Annotated in this window: 8 protein-coding genes; 7 read left to right on the top strand and 1 reads right to left on the bottom strand. The window is 72.7% G+C overall.

Annotated features, from left to right (window positions below; genetic code table 11):
• Positions 1–159: 159 nt before the first annotated feature.
• Entirely contained in the window at positions 160–1,734 is a 1,575-nt protein-coding gene (locus tag BY998_RS19980; protein WP_110353461.1) for an amidase, read from the bottom strand.
• Positions 1,735–2,065: 331 nt separating this feature from the next.
• On the opposite strand from BY998_RS19980, the gene BY998_RS19975 reads away from it, so the two are divergent.
• The 7 genes from BY998_RS19975 to bcsN all read left to right on the top strand — a co-directional run bounded on the left by BY998_RS19975 (position 2,066) and on the right by bcsN (position 15,001).
• A complete protein-coding gene (locus BY998_RS19975; RefSeq protein WP_110353460.1) occupies positions 2,066–4,498 on the top strand; it encodes a response regulator in 2,433 nt (810 codons plus the stop codon).
• A 169-nt stretch (positions 4,499–4,667) separates the two neighbouring features.
• Positions 4,668–5,477 carry a cellulose biosynthesis protein BcsS gene (gene bcsS, locus BY998_RS19970; protein ID WP_110353459.1) on the top strand — a complete coding sequence of 270 codons (810 nt, stop codon included), beginning with the start codon at positions 4,668–4,670 and terminating at the stop codon, positions 5,475–5,477.
• Between the two features lie 249 nt (positions 5,478–5,726).
• Positions 5,727–8,204 carry a UDP-forming cellulose synthase catalytic subunit gene (gene bcsA / locus BY998_RS19965; protein ID WP_110353458.1) on the top strand — a complete coding sequence of 826 codons (2,478 nt, stop codon included), beginning with the start codon at positions 5,727–5,729 and terminating at the stop codon, positions 8,202–8,204.
• Between the two features lie 5 nt (positions 8,205–8,209).
• Positions 8,210–10,816 carry a cellulose biosynthesis cyclic di-GMP-binding regulatory protein BcsB gene (locus BY998_RS19960; RefSeq protein ID WP_110353457.1) on the top strand — a complete coding sequence of 869 codons (2,607 nt, stop codon included), beginning with the start codon at positions 8,210–8,212 and terminating at the stop codon, positions 10,814–10,816.
• Positions 10,816–12,039, top strand: coding sequence for a glycosyl hydrolase family 8 (locus tag BY998_RS19955; protein WP_110353456.1), 1,224 nt, complete (start codon positions 10,816–10,818; stop codon positions 12,037–12,039). The genes BY998_RS19960 and BY998_RS19955 overlap by 1 nt, the downstream gene beginning before the upstream one ends.
• Positions 12,024–13,991, top strand: coding sequence for a hypothetical protein (locus tag BY998_RS19950; RefSeq protein WP_110353455.1), 1,968 nt, complete (start codon positions 12,024–12,026; stop codon positions 13,989–13,991). The genes BY998_RS19955 and BY998_RS19950 overlap by 16 nt, the downstream gene beginning before the upstream one ends.
• Positions 13,991–15,001 (top strand): cellulose biosynthesis protein BcsN, encoded by a 1,011-nt coding sequence (gene bcsN, locus BY998_RS19945; RefSeq protein WP_110353454.1) that lies wholly within the window; start codon positions 13,991–13,993, stop codon positions 14,999–15,001. Before BY998_RS19950 ends, bcsN begins: the two co-directional genes overlap by 1 nt.
• Positions 15,002–15,355 lie beyond the last annotated feature (354 nt).

Below are 15,355 nucleotides of genomic sequence, written 5' to 3'. Positions count from 1 at the left end.
GCCCTGTCCCCGTTCGGGGCCAGGATAGCGCCGCAACCGCAGAATGGTCGCGCACAATTTCGGCCGGTGCCAGGGGGTCGTACGGTCAGGGGTACGGGAGACGACGCGCCTTGCCCCGGGGAGGCAAGGCGCGTCGCCTTCATCGCCGGGACGAAGCGCTCAGACCGTGAGGGCGGGCGCGCGGCGGTGATGCGTGGCCTGCTCGTAGGCGTAAGCGCAGGCGAGCAGGTCGCCCTCGCTCCACATCCGCCCGACGAAGATCAGGTTGAACGGCGAGCCCGAGGCGTAGGCGCCCGCCGGCAGCGTCACCCCGGGCAGGCCGGCGATGTTGATCTCGCAGACCGTGGTCTCCAGGAGGGTGCCCGGTCCGTGCAGGGGCGGCAGCTCGGCCCGCATCTGCGGGAAGACCAGGGCATCGAGCCCGTTCTCCGCCATCACCCGGTCGAACAGCGCGAGATAGGCCTCGCGGGCGGCCAGGAAGTCGGAGAGGTCGGGCGGGCTCGCCGGGTCGGCGAGGCAGGGGGCGAGCCCGCGCAGGTTCGTGATCGGATGCAGCACGCCGCCCGGCGCGAAGGCGTCCTCCGCCTTGGTGGCTTCGGCGAAGGCGGCAAAGCTCCGGATCGCCGCGTCCGGCCCCATCCGCTCCAGGTAGAGCTGGAGGTCGTAGGGCGCGGATTCGAAGCCGCGGGCGTCGAAATAGACGAGGCCCGGCGTCGGCGCGGCGATGGTGGAAAAATCGGTGCCGGCGAAGGGGTCGGCCACCAGCGCCGCCCCGGCGGCGGTGAGTTCCTCCTGCGCGCGGGCGTAGTGGGCAGCCGCCTCCTCCGAGAGCGGCAGGTCGCGCCAGCCCGGCCCGTACAGGCCGAGGCGCTTGCCCGCCAGCGCGCCCGCGTCGAGGCCCGCCGCGTAGCCGCCCGCCGGACGCTTGCCGATGCCGGCCACGGTCTTGGGGTCGGCCGAGGAATAGCCGGCGAGCGCATCGAGGGTGAGGGCGGCGTCGCGCACGCAGCGGGCGATCGGCCCGACCACGTCGCGGGTGCTGCCGGCCAGCGGCATCACGCCCGCATTCGGCACGAGGCCGAAGCTCGGCTTGATGCCCACCAACCCCTGCGCCGAGGCCGGGTTCTGGATCGAGCCGCCGGTCTCCTCGGCCAACCCGAGGACGGCGAGGCTCGCGGCCACCGCCGTGGCGGTGCCGGCGCTGGACCCGCCGGGGATGCGGTCGGGTGCCGCCGGATTGAGCGTGGGGCCGGCCCAGCTGTCGTTGGCGTGGCTGCCGGTATGGCTCAGCACCGGGACGTTGGTCTTGCCGAGGATGACGCAGCCCGCCTCGCGCATCCGCGCGGTCACGGGCGCGTCGGTGGCGGGGATGAGGTCGATGCCGCCGGCGGCCGCGCAGAGGAAATGCCAGCCGCCGGTGCTCGGCAGGCCGGCCATGTCCATCGTGTCCTTGATGACGACGGGCACGCCCGCGAGCGGCCCCAGGGCCTCGCCCGCCGCGCGTCGGGCATCGATGGCGCGGGCCTCCTCGACCGCCCGCGGATTCATCACGATGAGGGCGTTGTAGCGCGGATTGTAGGCGGCGATCCGCGCCAGGAAGGCCTGCGTCAGCGCCTCCGCCATGACGCTTCCCTCGGCGAGGGCCTGCTGAACGTCCGCGACCGTCATCTCGATCAGCTGCGCCGCCAGCGCATCCTCGGCGGCGACGGGCACGGAAAGGGCTGTCTGACTCATCGGGCTCTCACACTTCGCACATCTTTCGACGGCGCGGGGCCATCCTCTCGAAGAGGATCGCCCGACACGGGGCCGCCGCCGGCCTTCGCGGCCGGCCCGCACGATCACGCAAGGCACATGCCACGAAAGCCACAAATCCCGCACCGCTTGTGCCGGCTTCCGACCGGCGCGGGGAGGGCAGCGGGGACGCAGGGTCGGCCGGCCTGAGGTCGGCCCGCGCGAAATGCCGTCGTCGTTAACCGGCCCTTAAGCGCTTGATCCCCTCGTTTGAGGGGCAGGATTGCCAATCCCGGCACCCTGCGGTCGGCCAGCCGTGTTGGCGGAGACCCGCATGCCGGATTCCTTGCGAATCTCGCTCAAGGTGCTGAACGCGACCCAGCTCGCCGCGATCGCGGCGGGGGCGCTCCTGCTCGCTTGGCTCGGGACGGTCGCCCTCGGCACCGGCACGGGGCCCGCGGCGGAGGGTGGGCGCGGGACGGCGCTGGCGGCCGCGCGCGCCTTCGCCGAGGCCGTGGAGGCCGAGCTTCACGGCAGCGTCGGGCACGCGCGCAACGCCGCGCTGCTGCTGCGCCCCGACGATCCGGCGCTCTCCGAGGACGAGCGCACGGCCTTGCTCGGCGACTGGCTCGCCCTCAATCCGCGCTACCACGATGCGGCCCTGATCGGCCCGGACGGGAGCGTGCGGGCGGCCGCCGACCGCCGCCGCGTCGGCACCAGCGTCGCGCGCGAGCCCTGGTTCGCCCGGGCCCGCAACGCCGAGATCGTCGTCGCGACCGGCGGCGGCGAGACGGCGCCCCTCGACATCGCCGTGGCCCTCGGCACGCCGGGCCGCTCCGACCGGATCCAGCTTCGGGCCGGCCCCGACTTCCTCCTCGCGATCGGCCCGCGCGTGCGTCAGGCGCTCGCCCTGCCGGCCTCCGTGGCCTTCGCCGTCACCGGTGCCGACGGGCGGATGCTCGCGGGCCAGCCCTCCGCTCCGGCGGGCGGGCGGGCCTCGGCCTCCGTTCCCGTGCAGGGTGGGCGCGAGCTGGGCAGCCCCGGCTGGCTGGTCACCGCGTCCGCGCCCGCGGTCGCCGCGCCGGCGCTGTTCCCGGATGCGCGTCTCCTGATGCTGGCGCTCGCCGTTGTGCTGGCCGCGGGCCTGATCGGCTACGCCCTGGGCGGGCGGGCGGCGCAGCCGCTCGAGCGTCTGGCCGAGGGCGCGGGCGAGCCGGACGAGGCCGCCGCCTCGCCCGTGCGCGAGATCGCGGCCCTGACCCGGACGATCGCCGGTCGCTCCCAGAGCACCGATGCGGCCCTGGCGCTGGCGGGCACGGGCCTCGACCGCATCAAGGGCCGGCTCCAGACCTTCGAGGCCATGTCCGGCTGGACCTGCTGGGAGATCGACCCGGAGACGCGGCAGGTGGTCTGGTCGGATTCCGACAGCACCGGCATGCCGACCGCCTCCGACCACGCCACCGACCTGTCCGATCTCGCCGAATGGTTCGAGGCGGACGATCGTCCCCTGCTCGACCTCGCCCTCAAGGCGGCGCGCGACGCCGACGGTCCCCACGACGTGGTGCTGCGTGCCCGCGCCGACGGCGAGGCCGTCCCGGGAACGGAACGGCGCGTGCTGGTCCGCTTCCTGCGCGGGGCCCGGGACGGCAGCCGCATCCATGCCCTCAGCCGGGCGATCGAGCCCGGTCTCTCCGAAACGCCGGCCGGCCTGAACGAGCGGCGGCGCAACGTGGTCCTGCGCCGCGTCACCGACGGCATCGTCCACGACTTCAACGACGCGCTGACCGTCATCCTCACCAATCTCGGCCTCGTGCGCCGCCGCCAGGGCCTCGACGCCGAGCAGGCGCGCCTCGTGGACGCGGCCCTCACCGGGGCGCGGCGCGGCGCTGCGCTCACCCGGCGGATGCTGAACCTCGTGCGCGGCGAGAGCGACGCGCTGGCCGAGAGCGATCTCGCCGCTTCCGTCGAATCCGCTCTCGCCTTCATGCAGGCCAACGTCCTGCGGGACGTACCGGTGATCAACCGCATCCCCGGCGCGCTGCCGCGGGTGCTGTGCGCCGAGCGCATCCTCGAAGTGACGCTGCTCAACATCGCCTTCCACTTCCGCGACCACGGGCTGCACGGCTTCGCGGTCGGCGCCGCGGAGCACGTGGCCGAGGCGGAGACCGGGTTCGGCCTGGCCCCGGGGGCCTATGTGCGCCTCCTCGTCGCCAGCGGGCAGCGCGTGCCGGGCACGCAGGCGGACGTCCCGGGCCGGCGCGCCCTCGAAACCGTGGCCCGGCTGCTGGCCGAGGTCGGGGCGGGCTGGCGCCTCGTCTCCGACGGCACGGGCGAGGAGGCCTTCGTCGCCGAGATCTGGCTGCGGGCCGCGCCGCGGGCGGCCTCGGAGCCGGTGGTCTGGCAATCGCCCCTGAGCATCCTCCTCGTCGAGAGCGACGGCCTCGTCCGGACCAGCCTCGCCGAGGCCCTGTCCGATCTCGGCCACCGCGTCGTCCAGGCGGCCTCGGGCGAACACGCCCTCGACCTCCTGCGCGAGGACGCCGCCTTCGACGCCATGGTCGCCGACCAGTCGATGCCGGTCATGACGGGCCTTCAGCTCGCAGCGACGGTGGTCGAGCGCTACCCCGAGATCCGCATCATCCTGGCGAGCCCCCACGGGCAGCTCCCGGCGACCGCACGGCAGTTCCTGCAGCTGGACAAGCCGTTCCGCCCGGACGACCTCGCGGCCGTGCTGAGCGCGGCAGCCCCGCAGGCACGCGCGGCGTAAGAGGGTTCCTCCCCCCGCGGCGGAGACCGGATGCATTCGCAGCCGGTCCTGGCCCCGCTTCCGAAGTTCTGAGCACCGGCGGAAATCGCCTTTTCGCGGTTTCGGGAGCCTCTTGTTAACCGTCAGCTTGGATAAATCGGTGCGTAGCGTGTGCGTATCCGAGGTTCGAATGGCTGTGGTCTCACGCCAACATCGACGGTATTCCGGGAAACCTTGCGTCCTGGTCCTCGGATTGGCAGCCGCTCTCGGCCTGTCGGCTCCGGCCGCCGCCGCCGACCTGCCCGCCGTCTCCGCGGGCACCGACTGGTACACCGGCGCGCCGCAGCAGGCGGTGGACGACAGCTGGGCGGTCGCCGTCGACGGCTCGACCAGCGTCACCTCCAACAGCTCGGCCTTCGGCTCCGTCACGGTCACGACGGCCCTGGGAAGCCCGCCGACGGTGAGCGGCGCCCGCGTGCGCATCGAGGGCGTGGCCGGCACCTACTCCTATCCCGGCCAGGCGGTCGGCGCCCGCGTCACCGGCTACCAGCAGGAGGGCTCGGCGCTGGCCGGCTACGAGTGGATCTGGCGGGACGCGGCGCTGGCCGGCTACATCGGCTTCAACGTGCGCAGCAACCAGCTCTCGATCGCCGATCCGGGCAACCCGGTGGTGGGCACCGGCGTCGGCCTGAAGGTCGCCGGGAACTTCTACGCCAACCCGACCGACCGCACGATGGTCTCGGCCTACGGCTCCTACTCGACCAAGTTCAACGCCTACTATTCCCGCTTCCGCGTCGGCTACATGGTCGCCGACGGCGTCTATATCGGTCCCGAGGCGCTGTTCCTCGGCGACGACTTCTTCCGCCAGTACCGGGTCGGCGCCCACCTCACCGGGCTGACCTTCGGCCCCGTGCAGATGTCGCTCGCGGCCGGCTACGTGAAGGACCGCATCCAGGGCACCGGCTACTATTCGAGCATCGAGGCACGGGCGAACTTCTGATGCGGGGCGGCCTTGCCGCCCCCCCGTGCCGAGGCTGACGATCGAAGGAAGACGGGCTCTTTGGAAAGATCATTTTCTCATATGCAACTTATCTTTCAATGATCTTTCCCGGTGAGTGGATGATGTTTCCGCAAGCGGAACAATCCGTCACAGCGCAAAATCAACCTTAGTCGGATAGCGACGCGATGGCTGCGTGAACCCACCGGGAAATTGTCGTATTTCAATGATGGTCCTGGTGGCGTCGCAGGGGTGGCGGGTGTGATACGTGCGCTTCGGTGGCTGGCCTGGATGGGGACGACCGTCGCCGGTCTCATCCTGCTGAGCCAACCGGTCGGGACACAGAACCAGCTCGCCATGAGCCTTGCCGCCATGGCGGCGATGATCGTGCTGTGGCTGTTCCTCGACGGGCCGCGCACGCGCTTCGTGTTCCTGGCGCTGGGGAGCCTCGTGGTGCTCCGCTACATCCTGTGGCGGGTCACCGACACGCTGCCCTCTCCCGGCGATCCGGTCAGCTTCGGCTTCGGGCTGCTGCTGCTCGTGGGCGAATTGTACTGCGTCTTCATCCTCTTCGTCAGCCTGATCATCAACGCCGACCCGCTCAAGCGCCGACCGCCCCCTGCGGCGAACGCCGCCGCGCTGCCGACCGTCGACATCTTCGTGCCGAGCTACAACGAGGATGCGGCCATCCTGGCGATGACGCTGGCCGCCGCGCGCCAGATCAACTACCCGCCCGACAAGCTCACGGTCTGGCTCCTCGACGACGGCGGCACCGACCAGAAATGCGCCGACGCCAACCCGGACAAGGCGAGGGCCGCGCAGGAGCGGCGGCGCGACCTTCAGGCCCTGTGCGACGAACTCGGCTGCCACTACCTCACCCGCGCCCGCAACGAGCACGCCAAGGCGGGCAACCTCAACAACGGGCTGGCCCACGCCACCGGCGACATCGTCGCCGTGCTCGATGCCGACCACGTCCCCTTCCGCTCCTTCCTGAGCGAGACGGTCGGCTACTTCGCGGAAGATCCGAAGCTCTTCCTGGTCCAGACGCCGCACGCCTTCCTCAATCCCGATCCGATCGAGCGGAATCTCAAGACCTTCGACCGGATGCCGTCGGAGAACGAGATGTTCTACGCGGTGACGCAGCGCGGGCTCGACAAGTGGAACGGCTCGTTCTTCTGCGGTTCCGCGGCCCTGCTGCGCCGCACGGCCCTGGACGAGGCCGGTGGGTTTTCCGGCATCACCATCACCGAGGATTGCGAGACCGCCTTCGAGCTGCATTCCCGCGGCTGGACCAGCGCCTATGTCGACAAGCCCCTGATCGCCGGCCTTCAGCCCGAGACGCTGACGGCCTTCATCGGCCAGCGCTCGCGCTGGTGCCAGGGCATGTTCCAGATCCTGCTCCTGAAGAACCCCGCGCTGCAGAAGGGGCTCAAGCCGATCCAGAAGATCGCCTACCTGTCGAGCATGACGTTCTGGTTCTTCCCGGTGCCGCGGCTGATCTTCATGTTCGCGCCGCTGCTGCACATTTTCTTCGATCTGAAGATCTTCGTAGCCAGCGTCGACGAGTCGATCGCCTATACGGCGACCTACATCGTCATCAACCTGATGATGCAGAACTACGTCTACGGAAAGTTCCGCTGGCCCTTCGTCTCGGAGCTGTACGAGTACGTCCAGGGCCTCTACCTCTCGAAGGCGATCGTCTCGGTGATCTGGTCGCCGAGGAAGCCCACCTTCAACGTGACCGACAAGGGCATCAGCCTCGATCACAACCATCTCTCGTCGGCCTCGCTCCCCTTCTTCGCGGTCTACGGCCTCCTGGCCATCGGCTGCGCGGTGGCCGCGTGGCGCTACATGTTCGAGCCGGGCGTGACCAACCTGATGCTGGTGGTCGGCCTGTGGAACTTCTTCAACCTGCTGACCGCGGGCGCCGCGCTCGGCGTCTGCGCCGAGCGCCGCCAGTTGGAGCGGACGCCCTCGCTCGCGATCAACCGACGCGGCGGACTCACCCTCGGCGGCCGGGCGGTCGACGTCTCCATCGAGCGCGTCTCGGCCGAGGGCTGCAGCGTCCGGCTGCCGGCCGCCCTGGCCCCGCCGGGCGTCGGCAAGGGGAAGCTCTCGGGCGCGCTGAGCGTCGTGCCGGTGGCGGGCGCGCGGGCCGCGGGCGCCCTGCCCGTCACCCTCGAAGGGATCGAGCGCGACCGCGACGCGGTCTTCGCCCGTCTCAGCTTCGGCCGGCTGAGGCCGCAGGATTACGTGGCGCTCGCCGGCCTGATGTACGGCGACGCGGAGGCGATGCGCCGCTTCCAGATGCGGCGGCGGCGCCACAAGGACATCCTCACCGGCACCCTGCAATTCATCTGGTGGGGCCTGTCCGAGCCCGTGCGCGCCCTGCGCTACGCCTTCGCCGCCGACGCGCGGCCGGCGCTCGCCGCCGCCACCGGCGAAACCTCGCCGATCTACGACGCGCCGGAACAGGCGCCGACCGGGACGGGCCTGCCGGAACCGCTGCTCTACCCGCCCGCCCCACGTCCGGTGGCCGCGGAGCCTCGCGAGCCGGCGATGTCCCAGGCCGCGGCTCACGCGGCCTCTTCGTCCCCGCTCCCGGCCCAGACCCCGCCCCCCGGGCAGATGCCGGCCCGCGCCTCGAACGACTGGGTGCGGATGATGCTCGACTACGAAAACGAGCGTGCCCTGTCCGGCCAGGCCGGCCGCGGCACGGGCACGGCGTGAGCGCGATGCCCCTGCCCTCCCGAGCCGGGCGCGTTCGCCCCCTCCCGTTCCTGGCCGCTCTCGCCCTCGCCTGCGCCCTCGCCGCCGGCGCGCCGGTCCGGGCACAGAGCTTCCTCGGGACGGGTCCGGCCGAGCGGCTGACGGTTCCCCCGACCGGGGATGCCCTGCGCCCGCAGGCCCGCCCACCGGCCGGCCAGCCCCCGGCGGGGGGACCTCCCGGGGCCGGCGCGCCCGCCCGTCCTCCGGCGGCCGAGACCGACGCCGCCCGCCGCCCCTCGGTCCAGGCCACCATCGCCCCGGCCCGGCGCCTGCCGGCGGGCACGCGGGGCTTTCGCCTCTCGGGCGAGGAGGACGGGCTGCAATATCCGGTCTACCTCACAGAGGGGCAGGCCCGCGGCACGGCGCGGCTGCGCGTCTCCTACCTCTCGGCGATCTCGGTGGCGCCCGAGGTCTCGGAGCTGTCCGGCCTCGTCAACGGCACCAAGGTCGGCTGGACCCGGATCCAGGCCCCCGGCGCCGTCAAGGTCGTGGAGTTCGCGATCCCCGACGGGGTGCTCAAGGGCGGCTACAACGCCGTGACCCTGACGGCGAGCCAGCGCCACCGGGTCGATTGCTCGATCGACGCCACCTACGAGCTGTGGACGCAGATCGACCCCTCGCGCTCCGGCCTCGTGGTGGCGCCGGCCCCCGACCTCGAACTGAAGTCGCTGGCCGCGCTGGAGCCCGACGAGAGCGGCGCGCTTCCCGTCGGCGTGCTGCTCAACGAGCGGCCGAACCTGCCGCGCCTCGAGCGCATGATCGGCGCGGTGCAGGCCCTGGCCCTGGTCGGCCGCCTCGCCCGGCCCGCGGTGACGTTCGGGGGTCCGCTCACCGGCCGCAACGGCGTCAACCTCGTCGTGGGCACCGCGACCGAGATCCGCGGCACCGAGGGGGTCGACGACCTCGGCCCCATCACCGGGCCGCGGCTCGCCCTGCTGCCCCCGCGGGGCAACCGCGTGCCGACCCTGGTCGTGTCCGGTCAGGGTCCCGACGACGTGCGCGCGGCCATCGCCCAGCTCGCCGCCCTGGGCGATCCCGGCGGCAGCACGGCGGGCACCACGCTGGCTCCCCTGGTGCGGGGCTACGAGGTGCATGGGGGCGAGCGCCTCGACCTGGAACGCCTCGGGGTCGCCACCCGCGAGTTCAACGGGCGCCTGCTGCGCACCCGGTTCGAACTCCGCTTCCCCGCCGATTTCGTGCCCGCCGACTACGGCAAGGTGATGCTGCATCTGGCCGGCGGCTACGCCGCGGGGCTGGATTCGAGCGCCCAGATCGTCGTCGACATCAACGGCCGCAACGCGGCGAGCGTGCCGCTGCCCTACACCCGGGGCGAGGTGTTCGACGATCAAGCCATCCCACTGCCCTTGAGCCTGTGGCGGCCGGGCCTGAACCGCGTCGAGATCAGCGCGCAGCTGCCGAACGCCTCGGACAAGGTCTGCGACACCCTCTCCCCGGCCGCGCGCCAGCCGCGCTTCCTCTTCCTCGACCGCACGCGCCTCGAGATCCCCGCCCTGGCGCGGGCGGTGCGCAGCCCCGACCTCGCCGCGGTCAAGGCCGGCGCCGTGCCCTTCGTCGCGCCGGGGCCGCGCCCGCGCCTCGTGCTGCCGACCACCGACCGCGACACGGCCGACGCCGCCGCCACCCTGGCCGCCCGGCTCGCCATTGCCGCCAAGCGCGTCATCGATTTCGAACTCGTCTCGGATGCGGGCGGCACGGAAGGGCGCGCGAGCCTCGTGGTGGCGCCCGCCCGCGCGCTCAACCCCGTCACGATCCAGTCGGTCGGGCTCGACCCGGAGGAGATCCGCCGGGTCTGGGGCGGACGCGCCGAGACCGTGGCCACGCCGGGCCCGTTCGGCGCCGAGGGCGTGCTGACCCTCGACCGGCTGCGCCGCGACCTGCCGATGCGCTGCGCCCTGCCGCCCGCGGCGGTGCCGGTCAGCGTCGCCGCCCCCGCCGCGCCGCCCAAGCCGGATCCCGCGACGCAGCCGCCGCCGACCGCGGCGGCGAACGCGCCCTCGGGCGCTCTGGCCACCGAGGCGGAGATCCTCGCCCGCTGGGATCAGGCCCTGTCGGGCTCGGCCTTCGTCCCAACCGTCCTGCGGGAAGGCTGGAGCGGGCTCGCGAACCGAGCCCTGAAGCTGCGCGACGACGTATCGGGCCTGGTCGAGAAGCCGGCCGGCCCCTCGGTCTCCCTCGACCCCCGCGCCTCGCTGATCATCGCCGAGGGCAGTAGCGGCCATGCGCTCAGCGACAGCACCGTGCTGGTCACCGCCCCGAACCCGTCGATGCTCAAGGCCTCCGTGTCCTGCCTCGTCGACCCCGTGGTCTGGACCCGCCTCGTCGGGCGGGCCGCCTTCCTCGACGCCTCGGACGGCACCCTCACCACCGTCGAGCCGGATCACGTCGCCCTGATCGAGACACGCGCGTGGTCGCTGCCGAACTTCCGGCTGGTCTCGGCGGCCTGGCTCTCGCTCAACCCCGCCTCCTATGTCGGCATGACCCTGTTCATGGCCCTGTGCCTCGGCCTCGCCACGACGGGCCTCGTGCGCCAGCTCGGCCGGAGGAACGATTGATGCAGGCCTTCCGCCCCCCGCGCCGGCCGCGCCGCCTGCTCCTTGCCGCCGGCCTGCTCGCGGGCTCGGCACTCGCCGCCCTGCTCGCCGCCGCGCCCGTCCGGGCTCAGCCGGTTCCGACGCCGCAGACCGCCCAGCCCCCGGAGGCCGCCACGGTGCCCCCCGCCACCGCCCTGCCGACGCAGCCGCGAGCCGAGAGCCCGGCCCGCTCCGAGATCGGCCTGAGCCTCGCCAACACCCTCGGGGACGATGCGGGATGGCGCGTCTACCGGGCGCGCTTCGTCACGGAGCAGGGCCGGGTCGTCGACACCGCCAACGGCCTCATCAGCCACAGCGAGGGCCAGGGCTACGGCATGCTGCTCGCGGTCGCCGCCGGCGACCGCCCCGCCTTCGAACGGATCTGGGGCTGGACCCGCGCCAACCTGATGGTGCGCTCCGACGAGTTGCTGGCCTGGCGCTGGTCGCCCGACCATCGGCCGGCGGTCGCCGACATGAACAACGCCACCGACGGCGACATCCTCGTCGCCTGGGCGCTCACCGAGGCGGCGGAGGCCTGGGGCGAGCCCTCCTATCGCACCGCGGCGCGCCGCATCGCCGTCGAGTTCGGCCGCAAGACCATCCTGTTCAAGGATCCGCACGGGCCGGTGCTGCTGCCCGCCGTCGCCGGCTTCTCGGCCCGCGAGCGCGCCGACGGCCCCCTGATCAACCTGTCCTACTGGGTCTTTCCCGCCTTCCAGCGCCTGCCGATCGTGGCGCCGGAATACGATTGGGCCTCGCTCGTCCGCAGCGGCCTCGATTTCCTGCGCCAGTCCCGGTTCGGGCCGAGCAGCCTGCCGACCGAGTGGATCTCCGCCAAGGACGCGCTGCGGCCGGCCGACGGCTTCCCCGCCCTGTTCTCCTACAACGCGATCCGCGTGCCCCTGTACCTGGCCTGGGCGGGCGTCGGACGTCCGGAGGATTATGCGCCCTTCAAGGCTCTCTGGGGCGGAATCGACCGCGAGCGCCTGCCGATCGTCGACACCAGGAACGGGCAGCCCGTCGAGTGGCTCAGCGAGGTGGGCTACACGGCGATCCCCGCCATCACCGCCTGCGCCGCCGACGGCACGTCCTTCCCCGAATCCTTAAGGACGGTGCAGGACAATCAGAACTACTATCCGACCACCCTCCACCTCCTCGCGCTGGTGGCGGCCCGGATGCGGTATCCGTCATGCGTGAAGTCCTGATCCCCCTCACCGCGCTGCTGCTGGCCGGCGCGGGTCCCGCCGCCGCCCAGGGCGGCGCTGAGTCGGCTCCGCGCCTCGTCTACGGCGACGGCGCCCGCGCGCCCGCGATCGTGGTCGATCCCGAGACGGGCGTCACGCCCGGCATGGTCGACGAGAGCGCGCTACGCTACTACGCCTCGCAGAAGCAGACCGCGCGGATGAAGGCCGAGATCGCCCGGCTGAAGCGGCTCTATCCCGGCTGGAGCGAGCCTTCCGACCTCGACACCCTGCAGCCGAGCCCGCCCGAGGAGGCGCCGCTGTGGGATCTCTTCACCGCCGGGCGCTTCCCCGACCTGCGCGCGGCCATCGCCGCGCGCCGCTCCCTCGAACCGAACTGGCAGCCCTCGGAGGAGCTGGCGCGCAAGCTGCGCCGGGCGGAGTTCCGCAACAGCATCAAGATCGTCTCCGAGAAGAACGGTCCGGGCAAGAATGATCCGGGCAAGAATGCCGAGGAGGTGGTCGCGCTCTATCGCGCCGATCCCAGCGCCCTCGAACCGACCGACGTGGAGAGCGTCTGGATCATCGCGGACGCGCTCGCGGCGACGGGAGCGAGCGAAGACGCCTACGACCTCTACAAGTCGGTCCTCGACGGCAGCGCGGATGCGGGCGCGCGCCTCGCCACGATCCAGAAGGCGATGAGCCATCTCAAGATGGATCAGGCCGAGCGGCTGATCGCCATGGGGCGCGCGGGCCAGGAGGGCGCCTCCGAATTCGACGCGATCCGCCTCGACATCACCCGGGCGCGCATCGCCGCCTTCCTGCACGACGAGCCGGCCCAGACCCCGACGCTGGCCGACCTCACCGCCTTCCAGACCTACGCCCGCAAGAGCGGCGACCCGAGCCAGACCGGCCTGCTCGGCTGGTACGCCTACAAGCGGCGCCAGTTCCGCGAGGCGCTGGAATGGTTCAAGCTCGCCATCGCCCGCGGCGGCGATGCCATGGTGGCCCACGGCCTCGCCCACACCCTGCGCGAACTCAACATGCTGCGCGAGGCGGAGGAGGTGGCCTACGCCTGGCGCGACCGCTTCGTCGGCAACGAACTGCTCTTCATCGACGTGCTCGAACGCAAGCTGACGCAGGCCAATCCGCCCTTCATCGAGCCGGCCCGGATCGAGCGCTACGCCAAGGTCGTGATCGCCAGCGCCTCCGGCGAGGGCGCGCAGGGGCTCGCGTGGTACGCCTACAATTCCTGCCAGTTCGACACGGCGCTCGAATGGTTTCAGCGCGCCGTCGCCTGGATGCCGAGCGAGACCACGGTGTTCGGCTATGCCCTGACCCTGCAGCGGCTGAAGCGCCAGCGCCCCTATCTCGAGGTCGTGAACCGCTACGACGGCTTGTTTCCGAAGGTCGTCGACATGCTGTTTCGCGAGGAGACCGGCGGGCCGCCGCTACCCTGCGCCGCGGCCCAGCAGCCACCCGCGTCCCCGGCGCGCCCGCCCGCCGCCCGGGCGGAGGCAAAGCCCGAAAGCCCCTCCTACGGCCGGGTGCCCCGACCGGATTCGGCCACCGTCGGCGCCCGGGCCGAGACGCCGCCGGCGGTCCAGCGCAACGAGTTCCCCCTCGCGGTGGCCCTCGACAATCCCCTGCGCTACCCGCCCGCCTCGCTGCAGCGCGCGCTCTCCGAACCGGTCGCGCCCGGCAGCTATGCCCGCGAGCCCTCGACGGCGCGCCCACCCCTGGTCGCGCGGCGCGTCAACGGGGCGGGACCGATGCCCTACGAGCGCTACGGCTTCGCGCTGCTGCCGGGCTATAACGGCCTCGACAAACCGGAGACCCTGGGCGCGCCGCCGCCGGGCACACTCTGGCAGGACCAGCAGGCGGAGCGCGGCCGGGGTGCGTCCCCGGAGAACGACCGCTTCTCCGTCCCCTCCCGCGTCTCCACGGGCGGCGGATCGACCGGGAAAGGCTTTTAGTGCGTTCGCGTGTCCCCGGCTCCCTCGCGGCGGCCTTCGCCCTTCTCGCCGGCCCGGCCCTGGCCCAATCCGCACCTGCCCTGCGCCTGCCCGGCGCCGGGCCGGTCGCCGGCGTCGTCGAAACCCGCCTGCGCGACGGCTTCGATCAGCGCATCCGCTTCGAGGGCGGCGACGGCCGCAATCATGCCGAGGTCGCGTTGCGCAACGAGACCGGGGACCTGCTCCTGGCCTTCCCGCCGCGGCTGGCCAAGCCGAGCCAGTTCGGCATCGAGAGCGAGATGGCCGTGCGCTTTCCCGGGCAGGTCATGCGCGCCGTCGCACCGCGCCGCAACGGCTACGGGCCGGTGGGCATGGCGCTGAGCGCGGAGTGCCTCTACGCGTGGCAATGGTTCGAGCGGCCGAGCGCGGCCCAGCGCGTCGCGAGCCGGGGCGGCTTGCTCGACACCCTCGCGCCCACGTCGGGGCGGCGCGCCCTCTCCCTCCGGATTCGGCTGTGCCGGACGGCCCAGGCCAGCCTCGACGATCTCGTCGCCGCGGTCGAGCGGATGACGATCGCGCTGCCCGGCGAGCCGGGTGCGGCGGGGCGCCCCGGCCGTGCCGGACCCCGTCCAGCCCTCGTCCGGCGCCCGCCGCCGACGCGCGCACGGCAGGCCGCGCGGCCCGCTCCGCAGGAACCACCGCCGGCCGCCACGCCCCAATCCGCTCCGACGCCGCCCCCCCAGCAGGCCGCGCCCCCGGCCCGGCCGCAGGTCCCAGCACCGCCCGACAGCGCCGGTCGCCGCTACATCGCGCCGCCGACCCCGGAGGGAACGCCGCCCGCATCGCCGCCGGAGGCCGGCGCAGCCGCAGGCGGCGCGCAGCGCTTCATCACCGGCGTCCCGAAATCGGGCGAGGCCTCCGGCCGCGACCTGATGCCGAGCCCTGCCCCCGGCCGCTCGACCGGCGAGAGCCTTTCGCGAGACCTCCCGCCTGAAGCCTACCGCCCCGCTCCGGACCGCAGAGGCCCCTGACGACGCGAAAGTCGACGTAAGACGGTTCGGCGACGACCGGCTCGTCCTCATGCACACAGCATCTATCTCCGCATTGGACGCTCGACCGGACTTTTTGCCATTACGTCCTCGCGAGGCGACGCCGACGCGATCCAGGGCGCGGCGCTTCCGGACTGATCGTGCCTGGATAAGCCCCCTCCCCTCTCGCGGGGCGTGTCGGCCGGGCTCGGTCCGGCGGGTTGCGCGTGTTCGCGGGTTTCGATCCGCACAGGCCTGGGGTGGCGCGGCCTGATCTGGCCTGGCTTGGCCCGGCTCAGCTTGGCCCATGCGCGGTTTAGCGGCGTGGTGTGGACGCGGCGAGGCCCGCGCGGGGTT

This window comes from Methylobacterium sp. B4 (genome assembly GCF_003201865.1).
Lineage (GTDB): Bacteria > Pseudomonadota > Alphaproteobacteria > Rhizobiales > Beijerinckiaceae > Methylobacterium.
The sequence above is the reverse complement of the archived record's forward strand: the minus strand, read 5'-3'. Positions and strand labels throughout refer to the sequence as shown.

Coding starts and splice junctions, on each gene's coding strand:
- BY998_RS19960 (WP_110353457.1), top strand. CDS start 8,210: ATGCCCCTGCCCTCCCGAGCCGGGCGCGTTCGCCCCCTCCCGTTCCTG.
- BY998_RS19975 (WP_110353460.1), top strand. CDS start 2,066: ATGCCGGATTCCTTGCGAATCTCGCTCAAGGTGCTGAACGCGACCCAG.
- BY998_RS19950 (WP_110353455.1), top strand. CDS start 12,024: ATGCGTGAAGTCCTGATCCCCCTCACCGCGCTGCTGCTGGCCGGCGCG.
- BY998_RS19980 (WP_110353461.1), bottom strand. CDS start 1,734: ATGAGTCAGACAGCCCTTTCCGTGCCCGTCGCCGCCGAGGATGCGCTG.
- BY998_RS19955 (WP_110353456.1), top strand. CDS start 10,816: ATGCAGGCCTTCCGCCCCCCGCGCCGGCCGCGCCGCCTGCTCCTTGCC.
- bcsS (WP_110353459.1), top strand. CDS start 4,668: ATGGCTGTGGTCTCACGCCAACATCGACGGTATTCCGGGAAACCTTGC.